General features: G+C 44.8%; 16 protein-coding genes and 1 other annotated feature (1 of these 17 cut by a window edge). Of the genes, 2 read left to right on the top strand and 14 right to left on the bottom strand.

What is annotated here, in order from left to right:
- Positions 1–36: 36 nt before the first annotated feature.
- From N5E84_RS01445 to N5E84_RS01410, 8 genes are all read right to left on the bottom strand, one after another.
- Positions 37–1,260 (bottom strand): phosphopentomutase, encoded by a 1,224-nt coding sequence (locus N5E84_RS01445; RefSeq protein ID WP_029388246.1) that lies wholly within the window; start codon positions 1,258–1,260, stop codon positions 37–39.
- A gap of 21 nt (positions 1,261–1,281) precedes the next feature.
- Positions 1,282–2,643, bottom strand: coding sequence for a thymidine phosphorylase (gene deoA, locus N5E84_RS01440; protein WP_013856125.1), 1,362 nt, complete (start codon positions 2,641–2,643; stop codon positions 1,282–1,284).
- Positions 2,644–2,738: 95 nt separating this feature from the next.
- On the bottom strand, positions 2,739–3,515 hold the full coding sequence (gene deoC / locus N5E84_RS01435; protein WP_013856124.1) for a deoxyribose-phosphate aldolase: 777 nt from the start codon (positions 3,513–3,515) through the stop codon (positions 2,739–2,741).
- Between the two features lie 647 nt (positions 3,516–4,162).
- Positions 4,163–5,422: a NupC/NupG family nucleoside CNT transporter gene (locus N5E84_RS01430; RefSeq protein ID WP_013856123.1), complete on the bottom strand. Its 1,260-nt coding sequence runs from the start codon at positions 5,420–5,422 to the stop codon at positions 4,163–4,165.
- Between the two features lie 208 nt (positions 5,423–5,630).
- Positions 5,631–6,419, bottom strand: coding sequence for a TatD family hydrolase (locus N5E84_RS01425; RefSeq protein ID WP_069211881.1), 789 nt, complete (start codon positions 6,417–6,419; stop codon positions 5,631–5,633).
- Complete coding sequence (locus tag N5E84_RS01420; protein WP_013856121.1) at positions 6,406–6,543, bottom strand: DUF5363 family protein; 138 nt, start codon at positions 6,541–6,543, stop codon at positions 6,406–6,408. The genes N5E84_RS01425 and N5E84_RS01420 overlap by 14 nt, the downstream gene beginning before the upstream one ends.
- A gap of 16 nt (positions 6,544–6,559) precedes the next feature.
- On the bottom strand, positions 6,560–7,333 hold the full coding sequence (gene yaaA / locus N5E84_RS01415) for a peroxide stress protein YaaA (protein ID WP_029388247.1): 774 nt from the start codon (positions 7,331–7,333) through the stop codon (positions 6,560–6,562).
- A 109-nt stretch (positions 7,334–7,442) separates the two neighbouring features.
- Complete coding sequence (locus tag N5E84_RS01410) at positions 7,443–8,867, bottom strand: alanine/glycine:cation symporter family protein (RefSeq protein WP_013856119.1); 1,425 nt, start codon at positions 8,865–8,867, stop codon at positions 7,443–7,445.
- Between the two features lie 710 nt (positions 8,868–9,577).
- On the opposite strand from N5E84_RS01410, the gene N5E84_RS01405 reads away from it, so the two are divergent.
- A complete protein-coding gene (locus tag N5E84_RS01405; RefSeq protein ID WP_010318284.1) occupies positions 9,578–9,757 on the top strand; it encodes a DUF3545 family protein in 180 nt (59 codons plus the stop codon).
- 51 nt (positions 9,758–9,808) lie between these two features.
- On the opposite strand, the gene N5E84_RS01400 is transcribed toward N5E84_RS01405, so the two are convergent.
- The 3 genes from N5E84_RS01400 to nfo all read right to left on the bottom strand — a co-directional run bounded on the left by N5E84_RS01400 (position 9,809) and on the right by nfo (position 12,317).
- Positions 9,809–10,360: a hemerythrin domain-containing protein gene (locus tag N5E84_RS01400; protein ID WP_019282350.1), complete on the bottom strand. Its 552-nt coding sequence runs from the start codon at positions 10,358–10,360 to the stop codon at positions 9,809–9,811.
- A gap of 87 nt (positions 10,361–10,447) precedes the next feature.
- Positions 10,448–11,128, bottom strand: a complete 681-nt coding sequence (ung, locus tag N5E84_RS01395; RefSeq protein WP_029388248.1) for a uracil-DNA glycosylase — start codon at positions 11,126–11,128, stop codon at positions 10,448–10,450.
- Positions 11,129–11,399: 271 nt separating this feature from the next.
- The gene (nfo, locus tag N5E84_RS01390; protein WP_019282352.1) at positions 11,400–12,317 is read right to left on the bottom strand and encodes a deoxyribonuclease IV; all 918 of its coding nucleotides are present in this window, start codon (positions 12,315–12,317) and stop codon (positions 11,400–11,402) included.
- Between the two features lie 297 nt (positions 12,318–12,614).
- On the opposite strand from nfo, the gene grcA reads away from it, so the two are divergent.
- On the top strand, positions 12,615–12,992 hold the full coding sequence (grcA, locus tag N5E84_RS01385) for an autonomous glycyl radical cofactor GrcA (protein WP_026027385.1): 378 nt from the start codon (positions 12,615–12,617) through the stop codon (positions 12,990–12,992).
- Positions 12,993–13,101: 109 nt separating this feature from the next.
- Here the strand turns inward: grcA and thrC are convergent, their stop codons facing one another.
- Genes thrC through thrA form a run of 3 tightly spaced genes read right to left on the bottom strand, consistent with a single transcriptional unit; the run spans position 13,102 to position 17,816 of the window.
- Entirely contained in the window at positions 13,102–14,385 is a 1,284-nt protein-coding gene (gene thrC / locus N5E84_RS01380) for a threonine synthase (RefSeq protein WP_019282353.1), read from the bottom strand.
- Positions 14,382–15,338 carry a homoserine kinase gene (gene thrB, locus N5E84_RS01375; RefSeq protein WP_026027386.1) on the bottom strand — a complete coding sequence of 319 codons (957 nt, stop codon included), beginning with the start codon at positions 15,336–15,338 and terminating at the stop codon, positions 14,382–14,384. Before thrB ends, thrC begins: the two co-directional genes overlap by 4 nt.
- Positions 15,339–15,356: 18 nt before the next feature.
- A complete protein-coding gene (gene thrA / locus N5E84_RS01370) occupies positions 15,357–17,816 on the bottom strand; it encodes a bifunctional aspartate kinase/homoserine dehydrogenase I (protein ID WP_029388250.1) in 2,460 nt (819 codons plus the stop codon).
- A gap of 29 nt (positions 17,817–17,845) precedes the next feature.
- Positions 17,846–17,869, bottom strand: a sequence feature (Thr leader region) (it continues 94 nt past the right edge of the window).

The raw sequence follows: 17,869 nt of genomic DNA, 5'->3' as shown, positions 1-17,869 counted from the left end.
TCTCTCTATTCATCCTCAAAAAATGAATCGCTACGCTTACTGTAAGAAATTGGTGCCGTAATCCATCGCAGACGTACCGAAATAGTGCGCCAGTGACTGACCAATATCAGCAAACGTCTCACGGCGGCCCAATGAACCGGGGGCCACTTTATGCCCATAAATCAAGACTGGAATGTGCTCGCGCGTATGATCCGTACCCGGCCAAGTTGGATCGCAACCGTGGTCCGCTGTAAGAATAAGTACATCGTCCTCTTCCATTAACTCAAGCACTTGTGGCAGACGCTTGTCAAAGTACTCCAGTGCCGCAGCGTAGCCCGCTACATCACGGCGATGACCATAAGCGGAATCAAAATCAACGAAGTTAGTGAAGACGATGGTGTTATCTTTCGCTTGTTTGATTTGTTCTAGTGTTGCATCAAATAAAGCCGGGATGCCTGTCGCTTTGACTTTATGAGTGATGCCGCAGTAGGCGTAAATATCAGCAATTTTACCAATAGAAACCACGTTACCTTGCTTCTCATCAACCAATTTTTGCAGCACGGTCGCCGCTGGCGGCTCAACGGATAAATCACGACGGTTGCCAGTACGAGCAAATTCTCCCGCTTTCGGGCCAATGAACGGGCGCGCAATCACGCGGCCAATGTTGTAATCCGCCAATTCTTCACGTGCGATCTGGCAAAGTTCTAACAAACGATCAAGACCAAACGTCTCTTCGTGACAAGCTATTTGGAACACTGAGTCAGCTGAGGTATAGAAAATCGGTTTACCCGTTTTCATGTGCTCTTCACCCAAATCATCTAAAACCTGAGTGCCTGATGCATGGCAGTTACCAAGAAAACCATCCAAACCTGCGCGTTCAATAATGCGATCTGTCAGCTCTTTCGGGAAACTATTTTGCTTATCGCTGAAATAACCCCATTCAAACAGCACAGGAACACCAGCAATTTCCCAGTGACCCGAAGGAGTATCTTTACCTGATGAAAGCTCAGCGGCGTGGCCGTACGCACCGATAATATCAGCGTTGGCATCAAGCCCCGGAGCAAAACGCCCCGTTGACTCTTTATGCGCCATGGCAAGCCCCAGTTTCGATAAGTTTGGCAGCGTCAATGGGCCCAGGCGATCCGCATTATTCGCTTCGCCTTTAGCACATTGGTCTGCGATGTGGCCCAAAGTGTCAGCGCCAACATCACCAAATTGTGGTGCATCAGCGGTTTCGCCGATACCAAATGAATCTAATACTAAAATAAATGCTCTTTTCATTGCTCTCTCCAACCGATATTTTTATACGTCTTCTGCGCGAATTTGGCCGTAGACATCGGGTGTTGGTGTGTATTCTCCGCCAATTTGAATGGCGCTTTGTAATGCTTTGGCCGCTTGTTGCCATTGCGCTTCATTACGCGCATGGATCACCGCCAACGGCTTGCTGCTATCGGCAACGTCACCTAGGCGAATAAATTGGTCAAACCCAACCGCGTAATCAATAGTGTCAGTTGCGACGCGGCGTCCACCGCCCATCTCCACCACGGCCATGCCAATCGCGCGAGTATCCATTGCCGATACGACGCCACTTTCTAGAGCGTAAACGGGCTTAACCAGCTCGGTTTTTTCAAGATAGTGATCGTAATTTTCAACAAAATCAGCGGGGCCGCCTAACCCTTTGACCATTTTGCCAAAGCATTCAGCCGCTTTTCCGTTATTAAGAACGGCCATCAGTTTCGCACGAGCATCATTGCTGTCTTTTGCTAAATTGCCTAATAACAACATCTCAACGCAAGAGGCCAAGGTAATTTCCAGTAAGCGAGGATTGCGATATTCACCAGTTAAAAAGCGTACCGCTTCACGCACTTCAAGGGCATTGCCTGCCGAAGAGGCCAGCACTTGGTTCATATCCGTTAAAATAGCCGTGGTTTTTGTACCGGCGCCGTTAGCCACTGCGACGATAGATTTAGCCAACTCTTCAGAAGCTTCGTAAGTCGGCATAAATGCGCCAGAACCGACTTTGACATCCATCACCAAGGAATCTAACCCAGCGGCTAATTTTTTAGAAAGAATCGAGGCGGTGATGAGTGAAATATTGTCGACCGTTGCGGTAATGTCACGTGTGGCGTATACGCGTTTATCCGCTGGCGCGAGATCACCCGTTTGGCCGATGATAGCAACGCCCGCTTCTTTGGTTACTTGACCAAATACGTCATTACTTGGCGTGATGTTATAACCGGGAATCGACTCCAATTTATCCAGCGTGCCGCCCGTATGACCAAGGCCGCGCCCTGAAATCATAGGGACAAAACCACCGCAGGCTGCGACCATGGGGCCAAGCATCAGCGAAGTGACATCGCCTACGCCGCCAGTTGAGTGTTTATCAACGATAGGACCACCGAAGTTCATCGCATCCCAGTTGATCACCATCCCAGAATCACGCATAGCACACGTCAGTGCAATGCGCTCTGGCATAGTCATTTCATTGAAGAAAATCGTCATGGCAAAGGCCGCAATTTGGCCTTCGGAGACGGTATTATTCGCCACACCTTGAATAAAAAAGTTAATTTCTTCGGTGGTGAGGATCTCGCCGTCACGCTTTTTGCGAATGATTTCTTGAGGTAAAAAAGTTTGAGTTGAATACATTAGTTGCCTCCCAAGCATGATGCTTTGGTCAGTAAGGTAAAGAGGTAATCGGGAGCTGATGGCTCAGCTCCACGAGTCAGACTTATTATTATCAGTCCTACTTCAGCGTATAATTAATACGCAGCTGGATCGGCTTTTTGGTCTGTTACTTCTAATGTATTCAAAAGATTGGTTAGCAGGCTTGAAGCCCCAAAACGGTAGTGCATGCTGTCGGCCCAATCTGCGCCAAGTAGCTCATCAGCCATCGCGAGATACAATGCAGCATCTTGCGCTGTGCGTACACCGCCCGCAGGTTTAAAGCCTACAGTTTTGGCAACGCCCATATCGCGAATCACTTCTAGCATCATGCGTGCGTATTCTGGTGTTGCATTCACAGGGACTTTGCCCGTTGAGGTTTTGATGAAATCAGCGCCCGCTTCAATACAGATTTGAGACGCTTTTTTGATTAATGCTTCTTCTTTTAGCTCACCAGTTTCGATGATCACTTTAAGCAGAATGTCACCACACGCGGCTTTGCATTGCTTAACAAGATCAAAACCGACTTGCTCATTACCGGCGATTAATGCGCGGTAAGGGAACACAACGTCGACTTCATCAGCACCGTACGCAACAGCGGCTTTAGTTTCCGCAACGGCAATCTCAATATCATCATTACCGTGTGGGAAGTTGGTAACGGTTGCGATACGAATCTCTGGCGTGCCTTGCTCGCGAAGTGTCTTCTTCGCAATAGGAATAAAGCGAGGGTAAATACAAATTGCAGCGGTATTACCTACAGCCGTTTTGGCATCATGACAAAGGGCAATCACTTTCGCATCCGTGTCATCATCGTTTAGCGTAGTCAAATCCATCAATTTCAGTGCACGTAGTGCGGCTGCTTTTAAATCGCTCATTTCTATCTCCGATCAATATATTCAAATAGTTCACTAGTAAACCACGCTCAGTGTTGAGAGCGAGATGGCTTGCTAGCCACAAATGAACGGACTTGGTTCCTTGAAGACTCGAAATGCACTTGCATTTCAATTGCTATCCCTGTCACCGCACAGTACCAATTTGGCCTATGGCACAACCATGATATGCCGCTTATTTGCACTCATCGCCGTGTCTAACGTATATCCGTGTGTAGCTTATACCCGTATCTAATTTATATCAAAGCAACACGACATGATAAAACGGGCTGCCTTTGCGTCAAATCATACTCCATGTATTGATTGGCGCTAGCTGATATCTTCACTCTTCTATTGAAAATGAATCTCACTGATACAGTATAGATTTTCACTACAAAACTGTAGCGTCATTCATAGAGCAAACGGTTTGTATCTCAAAAAAGATCAGCGTCAACGATAATCTCGTTTACCGATAAACTCTGATCTATCCATTATAAAGCTAACTTATAAAAGAGAGCTTGAGGTGATAAACACTGACCACCCGACTAAAGAGTGAATCAAAGTATTCCTTTCGCCAAAACAAAAAAGCCCCGCAGCAATCTCTTGCTACGGGGCGATGTTAAACGGCGTCTATATCTCTTTCTCTTATTTAATTAGAAAGAAAGGAAGAAGCCAGCAATGGTTGCTGCCATTAAGTTAGACAGTGTACCAGCACAAACAGCTTTTACACCCATCTTCGCGATATCGTGACGACGGTTAGGAGCAAGACCACCTAAACCACCGAGTAGAATCGCAACAGAAGAAAGGTTGGCGAAGCCACACAGTGCAAATGAGATGATAGCTTGAGTTTTCTCAGACATCACCGCACCAGTAGCAGCAACGATCTGTGCGTTCTCACCCACGTAAGGTACGAAGTTTAGATAAGCAACAAATTCGTTTACAACCAGTTTTTGCCCGATGAAAGAGCCCGCTAGCGTTGCTTCTTCCCATGGCACACCAATTAGGAATGCTAATGGAGAGAAAAGCCAACCAAGCAGTAGTTCTAGAGTCAGCTCAGGCATACCGAACCAACCACCCACACCACCAAGCATACCGTTAACTAAGGCGATTAGACCAACGAAGGCAAGTAGCATTGCACCTACGTTCAGCGCAAGTTGCAGACCAACAGAAGCACCACCTGCAGCAGCATCGATTACGTTGGCAGGTTTATCATTGCCATCCATATCGCTACCCAGTTCTTCGTCTGGAGTATCGGTTTCTGGTTTGATGATTTTTGCAAACAGTAGACCACCCGGTGCTGCCATGAAAGAGGCCGCAACAAGGTACTCTAGCGGCACACCCATCGATGCGTAACCAGCAAGTACACCACCCGCAACTGAAGCCAAACCACCACACATTACTGCAAACAGCTCAGATTGAGTCATTTTAGGTACAAACGGACGAACCACGAGTGGCGCTTCTGTTTGACCTACGAAAATGTTGGCTGCAGCAGACATCGATTCCGCACGAGAGGTACCGAGTGCTTTTTGTAAACCACCACCTAGAATCTTAATTACCCATTGCATAACGCCAATGTAGTAAAGCACAGAGATAAGTGCCGAGAAGAAGATTAGAGTAGGTAGAACTTGGAAAGCAAAGATGAAGCCAATACCGTCAACTGAAAAGTTAACTAGGCTGCCGAATAGAAAACCAGTACCGTCTTTACCGAAGTCGATGACGTTTTGAACACCCGCAGAGAAACCTGCAAGGAGATCACGACCCCATGGTACGTAAAGAACGAAACCACCGATAATAAATTGGATAGCAAAAGCGCCACCCACTGTTCTTAGATTGATAGCTTTGCGGTTATCAGACAGTAGAACTGCAAGTCCTAGCAGAACTGCCATACCGACTAGGCTCATAAACAGGCTCATAGTTTATGATTTCCTTATTAGGTTATTGTTGGCGTGTTATAAAATGGAGCTCATGAAGCGGGGTGATTATACTCATCACCACTAAGATAAAGTAATGCCAGCCTCACACTTTCTTATAAGATTTACTGCCCATTCACTCATTTATGTGAGCACGTTCAATATTTACTGATACTAGAATCATTAAACCTACATTTCATTTCGAATTTATTCACACCGGAAAGAACAGAGAATGGCTGTTTTTCCACCAAACATCAGCAACCGTTTGCTCTGATTGGTTCTTCAGCAACGCAAGCGTTTGCAGGATAATCGGCAGTTTTTGTGGGTGATTCGCTTGCCCTTGAAAACCATTGAGTGGCATATCAGGAGCATCCGTTTCTAGCACTAAACTTTCGATGGGGAGTGCAGCAATAGTAAGACGGGTTTTGTTGGCTCTTGGATAGGTAATAACACCACCCACGCCAATCTTAAAACCCAGTTCAATAAACTGGTTTGCCTGTTGAACGCTGCCAGAAAAAGCATGCAGCACTCCACCTTGGCTAAATTGATGTTTTTTTAACAGTTGTATAAGGCGGTTGTGCGCTTTGCGGCTGTGTAATATCAATGGAAGTCTGGCTCGTTTCGCAAGCTCTAGTTGCATTTCAAACATTGTTTCTTGCAAAGCGGGAGCAATATCCGTCGTAAAATCTAAGCCACACTCCCCCAGAGCCACGCATTGAGCTGGTTTTTGAAGTAACTTTTGCTCAAGCTCGTCGATATCCGCAGGGGAAGAGGTTGATAAAAAACAGGGATGGAAACCGAGAGCAAAGTAGAGTTCAGGATAACCGTTAGCAAGCTCGGCCACTCGTTGCCAGTTACTTGGACCAACGGCGGGAATCACTATTTTCTCAACCCCCTGCTGGCGAGCTAAATGTAAATGGTGTTCAAACTCACGCTCAAAGATAGGAAAATCGAGATGGCAATGCGTATCAAATAAACGCAGCTTCTTATTCTCGCTCACGTTCTTTACTCTGAACAGGATCTTGACGATAAGGAACACAGCTACGTTTTTTATCTGGTGTTAAACCCATGTTCTCACACCAACGATCATAACGCGCAACCTGCTTTTTCAACCACTGCCACATAACCGCCTCTCTTACATCACTGCTCTTCGCGTTTAAAGACCAACTCAGTTGCTGATGACTCCTGTTCTACAAAAGAGTAGCCAGCACTGTCAAACTGAGCCAATTGCTCTACAGAAGAGATTTGTTTATCGATAATGTAGCGCGCCATCATGCCACGAGCCTTCTTAGCATAGAAGCTAATGACTTTGTATTGCCCTTTCTTACAATCCTTAAATACCGGAGTAATGATGCTCCCCTTAAGCTTTTTCGGATTAACCGCTTTAAAATACTCGTTGGAAGCGAGATTAATCAACACATCATCACCTTGCTCTTTCAGAGCTTGATTGAGTTTATCGGTAATGATATCCCCCCAAAACTGGTACAGGTTAGTCCCCCGCGGGTTACCCAATCTCGTGCCCATCTCTAAACGGTATGGTTGCATCAGATCCAGTGGTTTCAATACGCCATACAAGCCAGAGAGCATTCTTAAATGCTGTTGTGCATGTTCAAATCCGGCATCCGATAACGTTTCTGCTTCAAATCCTGTATAAACATCCCCTTTAAACGCCAAAATGGCGGGGCGTGCATTATCCAACGTGAAGGTTGGGCTCCACTGCGCAAAGCGAGCCACGTTGAGCCCAGCGATTTTATCGCTCACTTTCATCAACGCTGAGATGTCGGCAGGAGTCAATTGACGGCAAACATCGATCAACTGAGCTGAATGGTCAATAAGCTCCGGCTGAGTATATTTGCTTGTCACCAACGGGGATTCGTAATCTAACGTCTTGGCTGGGGAAACAACAATGAGCATGATATTCCTTCCTTTCTATTCTTATTTTATGACTCACAGAGTACAAAAAAAGCCATGCGGTGTCTGCATGGCTTTTTCAATCTATTTAATCGTCAGTAACGATAACAGGCTATTTGTTGTTGTACCAAATGCCATCTTCCAACTGAGATTTTAACTCAGGGTAATCATTAGCATCGAAGGTGGGAACCTTACCTGCGGCTAGCTGACGGTTATAATCTTTCGCGAGCTTAATCACAATGCCAGAGAGCAGAATGATCGCCACCAAGTTAACAATCGCCATTAACCCCATCGAGACATCCGCCATTGCCCATACGGTAGGCAAGGTCGCCAATGAGCCAAACATCACCATGGCAAGAAAAACAATACGGAACAACGTTAACCCTTTCTTATTGTTGTGCTCTAAGAAAATCAGGTTCGTTTCGGCATAAGAGTAGTTGGCAATAATTGAAGTAAAGGCGAAGAAGAAAATCGCAAAAGCAACAAAAATCCCACCCCAACTGCCCACTTGTGAGCTTAATGCGCGCTGAGTCAGCTCGATACCGGTAATTTCACCGTGTGGTACATATTCACCCGACATCAAAATAATGGCGACGGTTGCTGAACAGATCACAATCGTATCAATAAAAACACCCAACATTTGCACGTAACCTTGAGAAGCAGGATGCGGCGGATAAGGCGTTGCAGAAGCCGCTGCATTAGGTGCTGAACCCATACCCGCTTCATTGGAAAACAGACCGCGTTTGATGCCGTTAATCATGGCTTGAGCAATCGCGTAACCTAAACCGCCTGCGGCCGCTTCTTGAAGGCCAAATGCACTTTTGAAAATAAGGCTTAATACGGCTGGTAGCTTTTCTATATTAGTGACCATGACAAACATCGCAATCGCTAAGTAAGCTAATGCCATGAAAGGTACAATCAACTCAGCGGTACGCGCAATTTTACGGATACCACCAAAAATGACGAAAGCCGAAATTGCAACGATGAAGATACCGACATACAGCGGATCAAATCCAAAAGCATTTTTCATAGCCCCTGCAATTGAATTAGCTTGAACGGCATTGAATACTAGGCCAAAAGCAATAATCAGGAAGATGGAAAACAGGACACCCATCCAACGCATACCAAGGCCTTTTTCCATATAGTACGCAGGGCCACCGCGGTAGTTACCATCTTTGTCACGGGTTTTGTATAGCTGAGCCAACGTGCTTTCAGCAAATGAAGTCGCCATACCAAGCATAGCAATCAACCACATCCAGAAAATCGCGCCTGGACCACCCGCCGTTAAAGCAACGGCTACACCGGCCATGTTTCCCGTACCAACACGCGCAGCAAGGCTAGTACAAAGTGCTTGGAAAGAAGAAATACCGGCTTTATCTGCTTTGCGGCTGTTTTTCAACACACTAAACATGTGGCCGAAATGGCGAAATTGAATGAATCCTAGGCGAACGGTGAAGTACACACCAACACCGACTAAAAGATAAACAAGGATGGATCCCCAAAGTAAATCATTCATTAAATTGATTAAGTCTGTCACAAGAACCTCTCATAGAGTGATAGCGCTGACCTAAGCGAAAAGCTTCACGAAAAAATGCACATGCTGCGAGTCAACGTTCTAACCAGCATGTTTTTATCGATATTATGCAATGCATTTTATTCGTCCAAAAAGTGAGGAGTCTCAACTTTTGAAGGGGCAACGTATTTTTGACGGGCGGATAATGCAACCTGAAAGAACAAAAATCAATATGCAACAAGTTTGGTTAAAATGTTATTTTTCACTATAAAATCACCTTTGATTAACATTTAACAAACCAATACAGTAACAGCTTAGCAACCAAAACAACCCAAACTGGAAACATTGAAAGATAAAAAACAACCATAAAAACCCAGTTGCACTCACTTAATCTCACCCCTTGAGAATAAAGGGCTAATCAGTTTCACCACTAAATCTTGCATAAATTTATGATAATCTTTTATTGAATGGTCATAAAACAACCAACCAGGCAATTGTAAATTTTCAAAACAACATTTATTTAACATTTAAAAATGCAAATAAAATCGTTTGCGTCGCTTAACCGCTCCCTTTTTGTACTAAAGAATCCCACTGAAACTGTGAAATTCTGGTCAAAATCCAATAAAAGGTTCATCAAAAGGAAACAAATGAGAAACAAATCATAGCTAGGCTAGCGAAAACTGTGCTATCTAGAGAGCACGACATGGCGTAATAACAACAACAAGAGGTTGCTTATGGAAAGCTTGCAATTTGACGAAATGTTGGAAATGGAAATCACAAAACTCCGCTCTAGTCGCACTAAACCAGTCAAAAGAATGTGGCGAGAAATTGAAGCGATTCAGGATCAAAAACGGTTACAAAGAGAATTGATGGAGATGGATGTCTGCTTCGAGGCTGATCAAATAAAACTTTGAGTAAAAAGGCACTTCAACAGTGCCTTTTTTGTTTAACTAAATCAGCAGAGATTACTGGCACTCTTGTGCGGTTTGCCGAACTCGGTGAGCTAATTGTTGGTACTGCTCCGCAATTGTCTCACCAAATACTGGGTCATCTTCGGATTGTTGCCAGCTCGCCTCCACCGCTTGCCAATCAGTCACATTAAAGGTGCGGCTGATCAAAGGTAAAACCGATTGTTCTTCTAACTCCAGATGACGCTTCTGGGAAGAAATAAATGCATCAAGCTGCTCGATGAACACGTGCTGTGGTACAACGGCATCTTGCAAAATCATATCGACAATCTCTAGAAAAGCATGAGTTTTCTCAGAAAGTTCTACATGTTCTCTCGCTAAATTTTTAATATCATTATGTTGACCATAATGATCAATATAATAGTGATAGAGAATATCTTCTTTGGGGTGGTGTACTGACTCTGAATGCGTCGCCAAGTAGTCAATAATCTCTCTCACTAAAGAGTAGTTGATACTTTGTTCATTACTCAATTGCCGTTGTTTATCTCGCAAAATGGCAAGCAAACGCGCCATATACCCGTGTTCTCTACGGATCCTTTCAATCATCATTGTGCTTCTCCATTACACTTATTTTAGATAAGTGTATAAAAGCTTCAGCGTGCTTGTTTTGACCCTGCTCGAAAAAACATCAATTAATCACTTATCCAATACGGGTTGCCAATTCACAGGCGCTTTCCCCTGCTCAATAAGTAATTGATTAGTCTTTGAAAAATGTTTACAGCCCAAAAAGCCTCGATGCGCAGAAAGAGGAGAAGGATGCGGTGCTACTAATACATGATGTTTACTGCGATCAATCATGCTGCCTTTCTTCTGCGCGTGTGAACCCCACAACAGGAAGACAACACCTTCACGCTGCTGATTTACCGCCTCAATCACCCGGTCGGTAAAGGTTTCCCAACCAGTATTAGCGTGCGAATGCGCCATACCTTGTCCAACGGTCAATACGGTATTGAGCAATAGTACCCCTTGCTCGGCCCAGCTTTTTAGGTAACCGTACTGAGGAGTAACAAAACCGGGGATATCTTGCACCAGCTCTTTGTAGATATTCACCAGTGAAGGTGGGGTTTTAACGCCGGGTAACACCGAAAAACATAACCCATGAGCTTGATTTGGCCCGTGATAAGGATCTTGCCCTAAAATCACAACCTTAACATCGCCAAATTCGGTAAAACGAAACGCATTAAACACGTCAGCAGCAGGTGGATAAATCACTTTCCCCGCCAGCCTTTCCTTTTCAACAAACGCTATCGTCTGTTGAAAATACTCCTGCTGTTTTTCATGGCCGATAACATCGTGCCAAGTCAATGATTGAGTCATAACAACGCTCTGCAAATTAACTAATTACAGCATTGTAACCATAAAAAGCCACCACTGCATGAGTCAATGTCACAGAGCTTTTGCCAGTTAATGTGATTTTTGTGGCGTTCGAGTATGCCCTTGACCATTCACATGTCGGTTAGGTATAGGCAATCGGACTGGTGGTCGAGCTATTGATGGTGAACGTGAGATCATATGAAACATAGTGACATCCTCCTTCATTTTGACGCTGCTATGCCTTTGTCTTTATGAAAGAAAGATGCCAACTTATTTAAGATGCTACTGAATCTACCGATTGTGCGTGTAGATCTCTTAATGTTTGAATTTCTTGGGCCCAAATGTCTGGATCGATTGTTTCTAAAATCAATGGGATACCATCAAACCTTGCATCTTTGGCAATAAATTCAAAGCATGGCCAACCAATTTCGCCTTGCCCTAGAGAATGATGGCGGTCAACACGGCTGGCAAACTTTGCCTTTGAGTCGTTGATGTGCATTGCACGTAAGTAGTGCATTCCCACCACGCTATCAAACTCTGAAAAGGTTGCCTCGCACGCCTCAACTGTGCGCAAATCATAACCTGCAGTAAAAGTATGACACGTGTCAAGGCACACACCTACTCGCGATTTATCCTCAACTTGCTGGATAATTTCGGCTAAATGTTCGAAACGCCAGCCTAGATTCGTCCCCTGCCCTGCGGTGTTTTCAATCACAGCAACGACCTCAGGCACGGCTTGATGTGCAAGGTTTATCGATTCTGCAATTGTCGCAAGACATTCACTTTCTGAGACTTGTTTAAGGTGACTACCCGGATGAAAATTCAGAAGCGTCAGCCCCAGTTGCTGGCAACGTTGCATTTCATCAATAAAAGCTTCGCGTGACTTAGCAAGCTTATCGGCTTCTGGCGCGCCCAGATTAATAAGGTATGAATCATGCGGCAAAATGTGTTCACTTTTAAAACCAAGCATGTGACAGTTAGCCTTAAAAGCGCGAATGGTTGCCTCTTCGAGCGGTTTAGCAACCCACTGGCGCTGGTTTTTAGTGAATAAAGCAAATGCATTTGCTCCAATTTCTCTCGCTCTCAATGGGGCTTGGTCAACGCCACCAGAGGCCGATACATGAGCACCAATAAATTTCATTCCACGGCCCTGAATTCTATTTGTCATTAAATCACTTTGTACTTTCAACATTGGACTTCAATTGTCTGATTTTCTGTTACTTAGGTCAAACACGCGCTAAAAATGTAGTAAAATTACAACAAAACAATATATAAAAAATATTTTATGTATTAAAAAAAATAGAACTCGTTGTTTTTAAATGCTTTATTGATTTAAATCAATAAAATAAACCCCACATTATCAATGTTTATCGTTGTTTTTTGACCTAAATCAATATTAATTTTAAGGATATTAGCCATATAATAACCAACTCAACAAAGTTAGAAAATAAACACCAATAACGCCACTTAAGTGGACTAGGAGATAGTGATGATTCAAGGCATTCAAATTACAAAAGCAGCAAACGACAACCTACTAAATTCTATCTGGTTACTCGATAACGAAAAGAATGAAGCACGTTGCGTTGCCGCTAACGCAGGCTACCAAGCAGATCAAGTTATCGCGGTCAGCGACCTTGGTGAGTATGAAAGCCGTGAAGTTGCGATTGAAACAGCACCTCGCATCGAAGGCGGTCAGCACCTAAATGTGAACGTTCTTAAGCGTGAAACTCTTGAAGATGCCGTTGCACACCCTGAGAAGTATCCGCAACTGACGATTCGTGTTTCTGGTTACGCTGTTCGTTTCAACTCATTGACTCAAGAACAGCAACGTGACGTTATCGCACGTACTTTCACTGAGACGCTATAATCATAGCGTTGATGAGAATATTCATATCCAAAAATGGCGCTCAATGAGCGCCATTTTTATCGTTAGAGGAATATCATCCTGACTTCAATAAGATGAAATCAGGATCTCTTTAAGGCTGAACGCGTCTTAACACCGTTTTTAGAGCGTCAAAATCATTGTCTAACTCTTCAGAAAGCAACGTCATCACTGCATGTTTTGCAAGAGGAGCTGGTAATTCAATGTCAGTGCCTAGCACATCGTCAACGACTTCTTTAAATTTGGCAGGGTGCGCAGTACACAAAAATAGCCCCGTTTCTCCCGCTTGTAACTGCTCATCCAAAACTCGATACGCAATGGCACCATGCGGTTCACACAAATAACCTTGCGCGTAAAGTTCACGAACTGAATCCGCACTTTGTGCATCAGATACCGCACCTTTACCTAAGGTATCTAGCCCCCAGCCCTTTAAGCGACAAAGCTCTTCGATGCGCGGCCAGTTGTTCGGCTGACTCACATCCATCGCATTCGATGTGGTCGCGACAGTGGGTTTTGGATCCCATTGACCCGTTTCTAAGTAACGAGGAACGGTATCATTGGCATTGGTTGCCGCGATAAAACGCTTGATTGGTAAGCCCAATGCTTTTGCCAACAGACCAGCGGTTAGGTTGCCAAAGTTGCCACTCGGTACGGAGATGACTAAGTTTTCACGCTGCGCTTTGCTTAATTGTGATGCGGCCTCAAAGTAGTAGCAAATTTGTGCCATTAATCGGCTGATATTGATTGAATTTGCAGAGTTTAAACCGATCTCTTGGCGAAGCTTAGCGTCATCAAAAGCCTGCTTAACTAACGCTTGGCAAGCATCAAAGTCACCATTTATCGCGACAGTGTGAATATTGTTGCCCAGAGTGCAGAAGAGTTTTTCCTGTAACGGGCTGATCTTACCTTTAGGGTAAAGTATCACGACCTTGATGTCGGGCATTCCATAAAAGGCATGAGCCACCGCAGCGCCAGTATCACCAGAAGTCGCGGTTAAAATGGTGATCTGTCCACCATTTGAAACGACGGCCAGTGACTGCGCCATAAAGCGACCACCAAAATCTTTAAATGCCAGCGTTGGACCGTGGAAAAGCTCTAGAGCATAAATGCCGTCTTTCACTTGCTTAATCGGTGCTGGAAACTGAAAAGCCGCATTAACCATCGCATTCACTTGCTCTGCTGGTAATTCATCACCAATCAAGGCGCTGAGAATTTTTGTACTACGAGAGATAAAATCTTCGGCTAGTAACGCGTCAATATCTTCAAACTGAGACAACTCTGCTGGGAAAAATAGCCCTTGATTGCGTCCTAATCCTTGGCGTACGGCTTGGCCAAAAGAGACTTGTTCATCATTTTCTTTTATGTTGTAAAGCTTCATAGAGCACTTCCTGTAACGGTCGAGCCATTTTTGTCTAAACGACAAATATGGACGAATCCTTCTTCATTTTGTACATAATGTTGTTCAAGCCAACGAGCAACTCGCTCGGCAACCTCTTTTTCTTTGCAAATACTGAACAGTGTTGGGCCACTGCCGGAAATGCCAGTGGTGAGCGCTCCGGCTGATGCAGCGTATTTACGCGCATCCGAAAAGCCGGGCAGAAGTTTCTCACGATACGGTTCAGCAATCACGTCTTTGATCAGTTTAGCCGCTAGCTCAGGCTGACCGGAGTGGCAAGCATGAATGAAACCTGCGAGATGACGGCCATGCGCAATGATGTCCTGTCGACGATATTGTGAAGGTAAGATCGCTCGCGCTTCGGCTGTGGAAACTTTAATCCCAGGATACGCCATCACCCAATACCAATCGTCAAAACAAGGCACTTCTTGGCTGATGATACCTAGCTCTTCAAGCATCAATTGCACGCCGCCTAAGTAGCAGGGGGCAACGTTATCATAATGTATACCGCCTGAAATTTTGCCTTCCATTTCGCCCATCAGCGCTAAAAGCTCGGTTTGATTAAGTGGGTTACCGTGAAACTGGTTCAACGCATCTAAAGCTGCAACAATTGAACAAGCACTCGAACCTAAGCCTGAACCAATCGGCATATTTTTTTCTAACGTCATTTGCAACGGCTTTACTGCAATGCTCTTTTTTTCAAGCTCTCTGGCAAAAACAAGCCAGCAATCGTAAACAATATTCTGCTTTGGATCTTCAGGCAGCTTGTCGACAAAGCGACCTGCAGTTTCGAGTACAAAAGGTTCGCTGCCCGCTTTAACTTCAACGCGATCCCCCAATAAACTACCATCAATTGGCGACACGGCCGCCCCTAAAACATCAAACCCAACGCTCACATTACCAATTGAAGCTGGGGCATACACCACCACACTCATGTCACTTGAACTCATCAATTAAACCCCTAACTTCCAACCTAAGGTGCGCATCACATCAGAGAACACCCCTGCTGCTGTTACTTCTGTACCCGCCCCATAACCACGCAACACCAATGGAATCGGTTGATAATAACGGCTATAAAACGCCAGTGCATTCTCACCATCTTTGACTTTAAACATTGGGTCATTTTCATCGACTACTGCAATTTTCACCTTGCATTGGCCTTCTGATATTTCACCAACATAACGTAATACCTTACCTTCGGCTGCTGCCTTAGTGGATAACTCTTGGAAATAAGCATCAGCCTGCGGCAAGCGCGCCATAAACTCTTCAACTGTACCCGAAATATCAAAACCCGGTGGCAAAGCAAGATCGACTTTTACGTCATCCAGTTCTAAAGGTATTCCCGCCTCACGAGCTAAAATTAACAGCTTGCGAGCCACATCCATTCCCGACAGATCATCACGAGGATCAGGCTCAGTAAAACCTTTGTCTTTAGCCAGCTGCGTAGCTTGACTAAGTGTCATACCTTCATCCAGCTTGCCGAAAATAAACGAGAGAGAGCCAGATAAAATACCGCTGAATTTTTCCAACTCATCACCAGCAGCAATGAGATTTTGCAAGTTTTCAATCACAGGTAAACCAGCACCAACCGTCGTTTCGTACATCAGTTTACGGCGCGAGTTGCGCGCCACTTCACGCAGCTGGTGATAGTAGGCCATGCTTGCGGTATTGGCTTTTTTATTAGGCGTCACAACATGAAAACCCGCAGCCAAAAATTCGGCGTACTGGTTGGCGATCACTTCACTGGAAGTACAATCAACTAAGACAGGGTTAATGATATGGTTACGCTGCACTAGAGAGATAAGCCTTGCGAGGCTAAATTCTTCACTCGCGCTATGCATTCGATCACGCCAATGCTCCAGCGGCAAGCCTTCGCTATCCAGCAATAGTGCCTTACTATTCGCAAGGCCACACACTCGAATCACAATTCCTTTATCGGCTAGTTTGGCTTGCTGACGATGAATTTGATCAACTAATTCGCCTCCGACACCGCCGACACCGACCACAAACACATCCAAGAAATGCTTAGAATTGAAGAGATTTTCATGACAAGCCTTGATCGCTTCTGAAATTTTATCTTCTGGAATCACCGCCGAAATAGCTCGCTCGGAAGAGCCTTGTGCAATGGCAACAATATTGACGTGAACTTCAGCCAGCGATGAGAAAAATTGAGAAGCCACTCCGCGCGAAGTGCGCATGCCGTCACCAACCAGAGTGACAATCGCAACGTCATCCATAAACTCGACAGGCTCAAGTAGGCCATCTTTTAATTCCAGTTCAAACGCTTCCGATAATGCTCTTTTGGCAAGGGCTTTATCTTGCGCCTCAATACAGAAACTGATGCTGTATTCTGAAGAGGATTGTGTAATCAGCACAATAGAAACGCCTGCGGCAGACATCGCGCCAAACACACGGCTAGCCATGCCGACCATGCCTTTCATGCCAGGGCCGGAGACGTTGACCATAGTCAAATTATTGAGTGTAGTAATACCTTTGATAGCCAGCTTATCTTCACCAGTATCTTGACCAATCAGCGTGCCTGCGCCTTGAGGATTAAAACTGTTTTTGATAAGACACGGAATATGAAATTGTGCAATCGGTGCAATGGTTTTGGGATGTAACACTGACGCGCCAAAATACGAAAGCTCCATCGCTTCTTGGTAGCTGAGTGATTTTAATAAACGAGCATCCGCAACCAAACGTGGGTCACAGTTATAAACGCCATCGACATCGGTCCAAATCTCACAACAATCTGCACGTAAACATGCCGCAAGCACGGCTGCAGAATAATCCGAGCCATTACGGCCTAGACAGACCAATTCACCCTTTTCATTACCAGCCGTGAAACCCGGCATAATGTTAACATGCGCTTGCGGAAGTGGATTTTGCTTGAAATTTTGCGTGGAGATCTCAACATCAACCATTGCCTCAAGGTACTCACCTTTAGCAAAAAGATATTGTACTGGATCAATCAGTGCAGCCGCTTGTCCTTTTGCTTCAAGTACCGCTTTCATCAGTTGGATAGAGACTCGCTCACCTTTACTGATAATGCGCGCATTGACGTTGTCTGGACACATACCGAGTAAATTAATACCGTGCACAAATTGACGCAGCTGAGACAGTGACGTTTTTACTTGATTGTCAAAAGCGGCCGAATCCACATTAGGTAATTGTGCTTTGATGCCAGCGAGTAGATCGAAAAATGAGAATTCAAGCTCCGCTATTTGGCGTTCTGCTTCGCCATTACGCAAAGCACTCTCAATAACTGCCACTAATTTATTGGTGGTTTTTCCCGGTGCAGAGAGCACAACGGCGACTTCTTCTTGTTGTACATTGTTAACGATGATATCTGCCGCCCTTAAAAAACGATCAGCATCGGCTAACGATGAACCTCCAAACTTTAATACTCGCATCCCTTCCTCCAAAACAATTCAAATTGGTATAAAAAAAGGCCTGTATCTGGTGG

Origin of the sequence: Vibrio sp. J502 (assembly GCF_025397955.1) — a bacterium.
GTDB classification, from domain to species: Bacteria; Pseudomonadota; Gammaproteobacteria; order Enterobacterales; family Vibrionaceae; genus Vibrio; species Vibrio anguillarum.
This window is presented reverse-complemented; position numbering and strand designations above follow the sequence as displayed.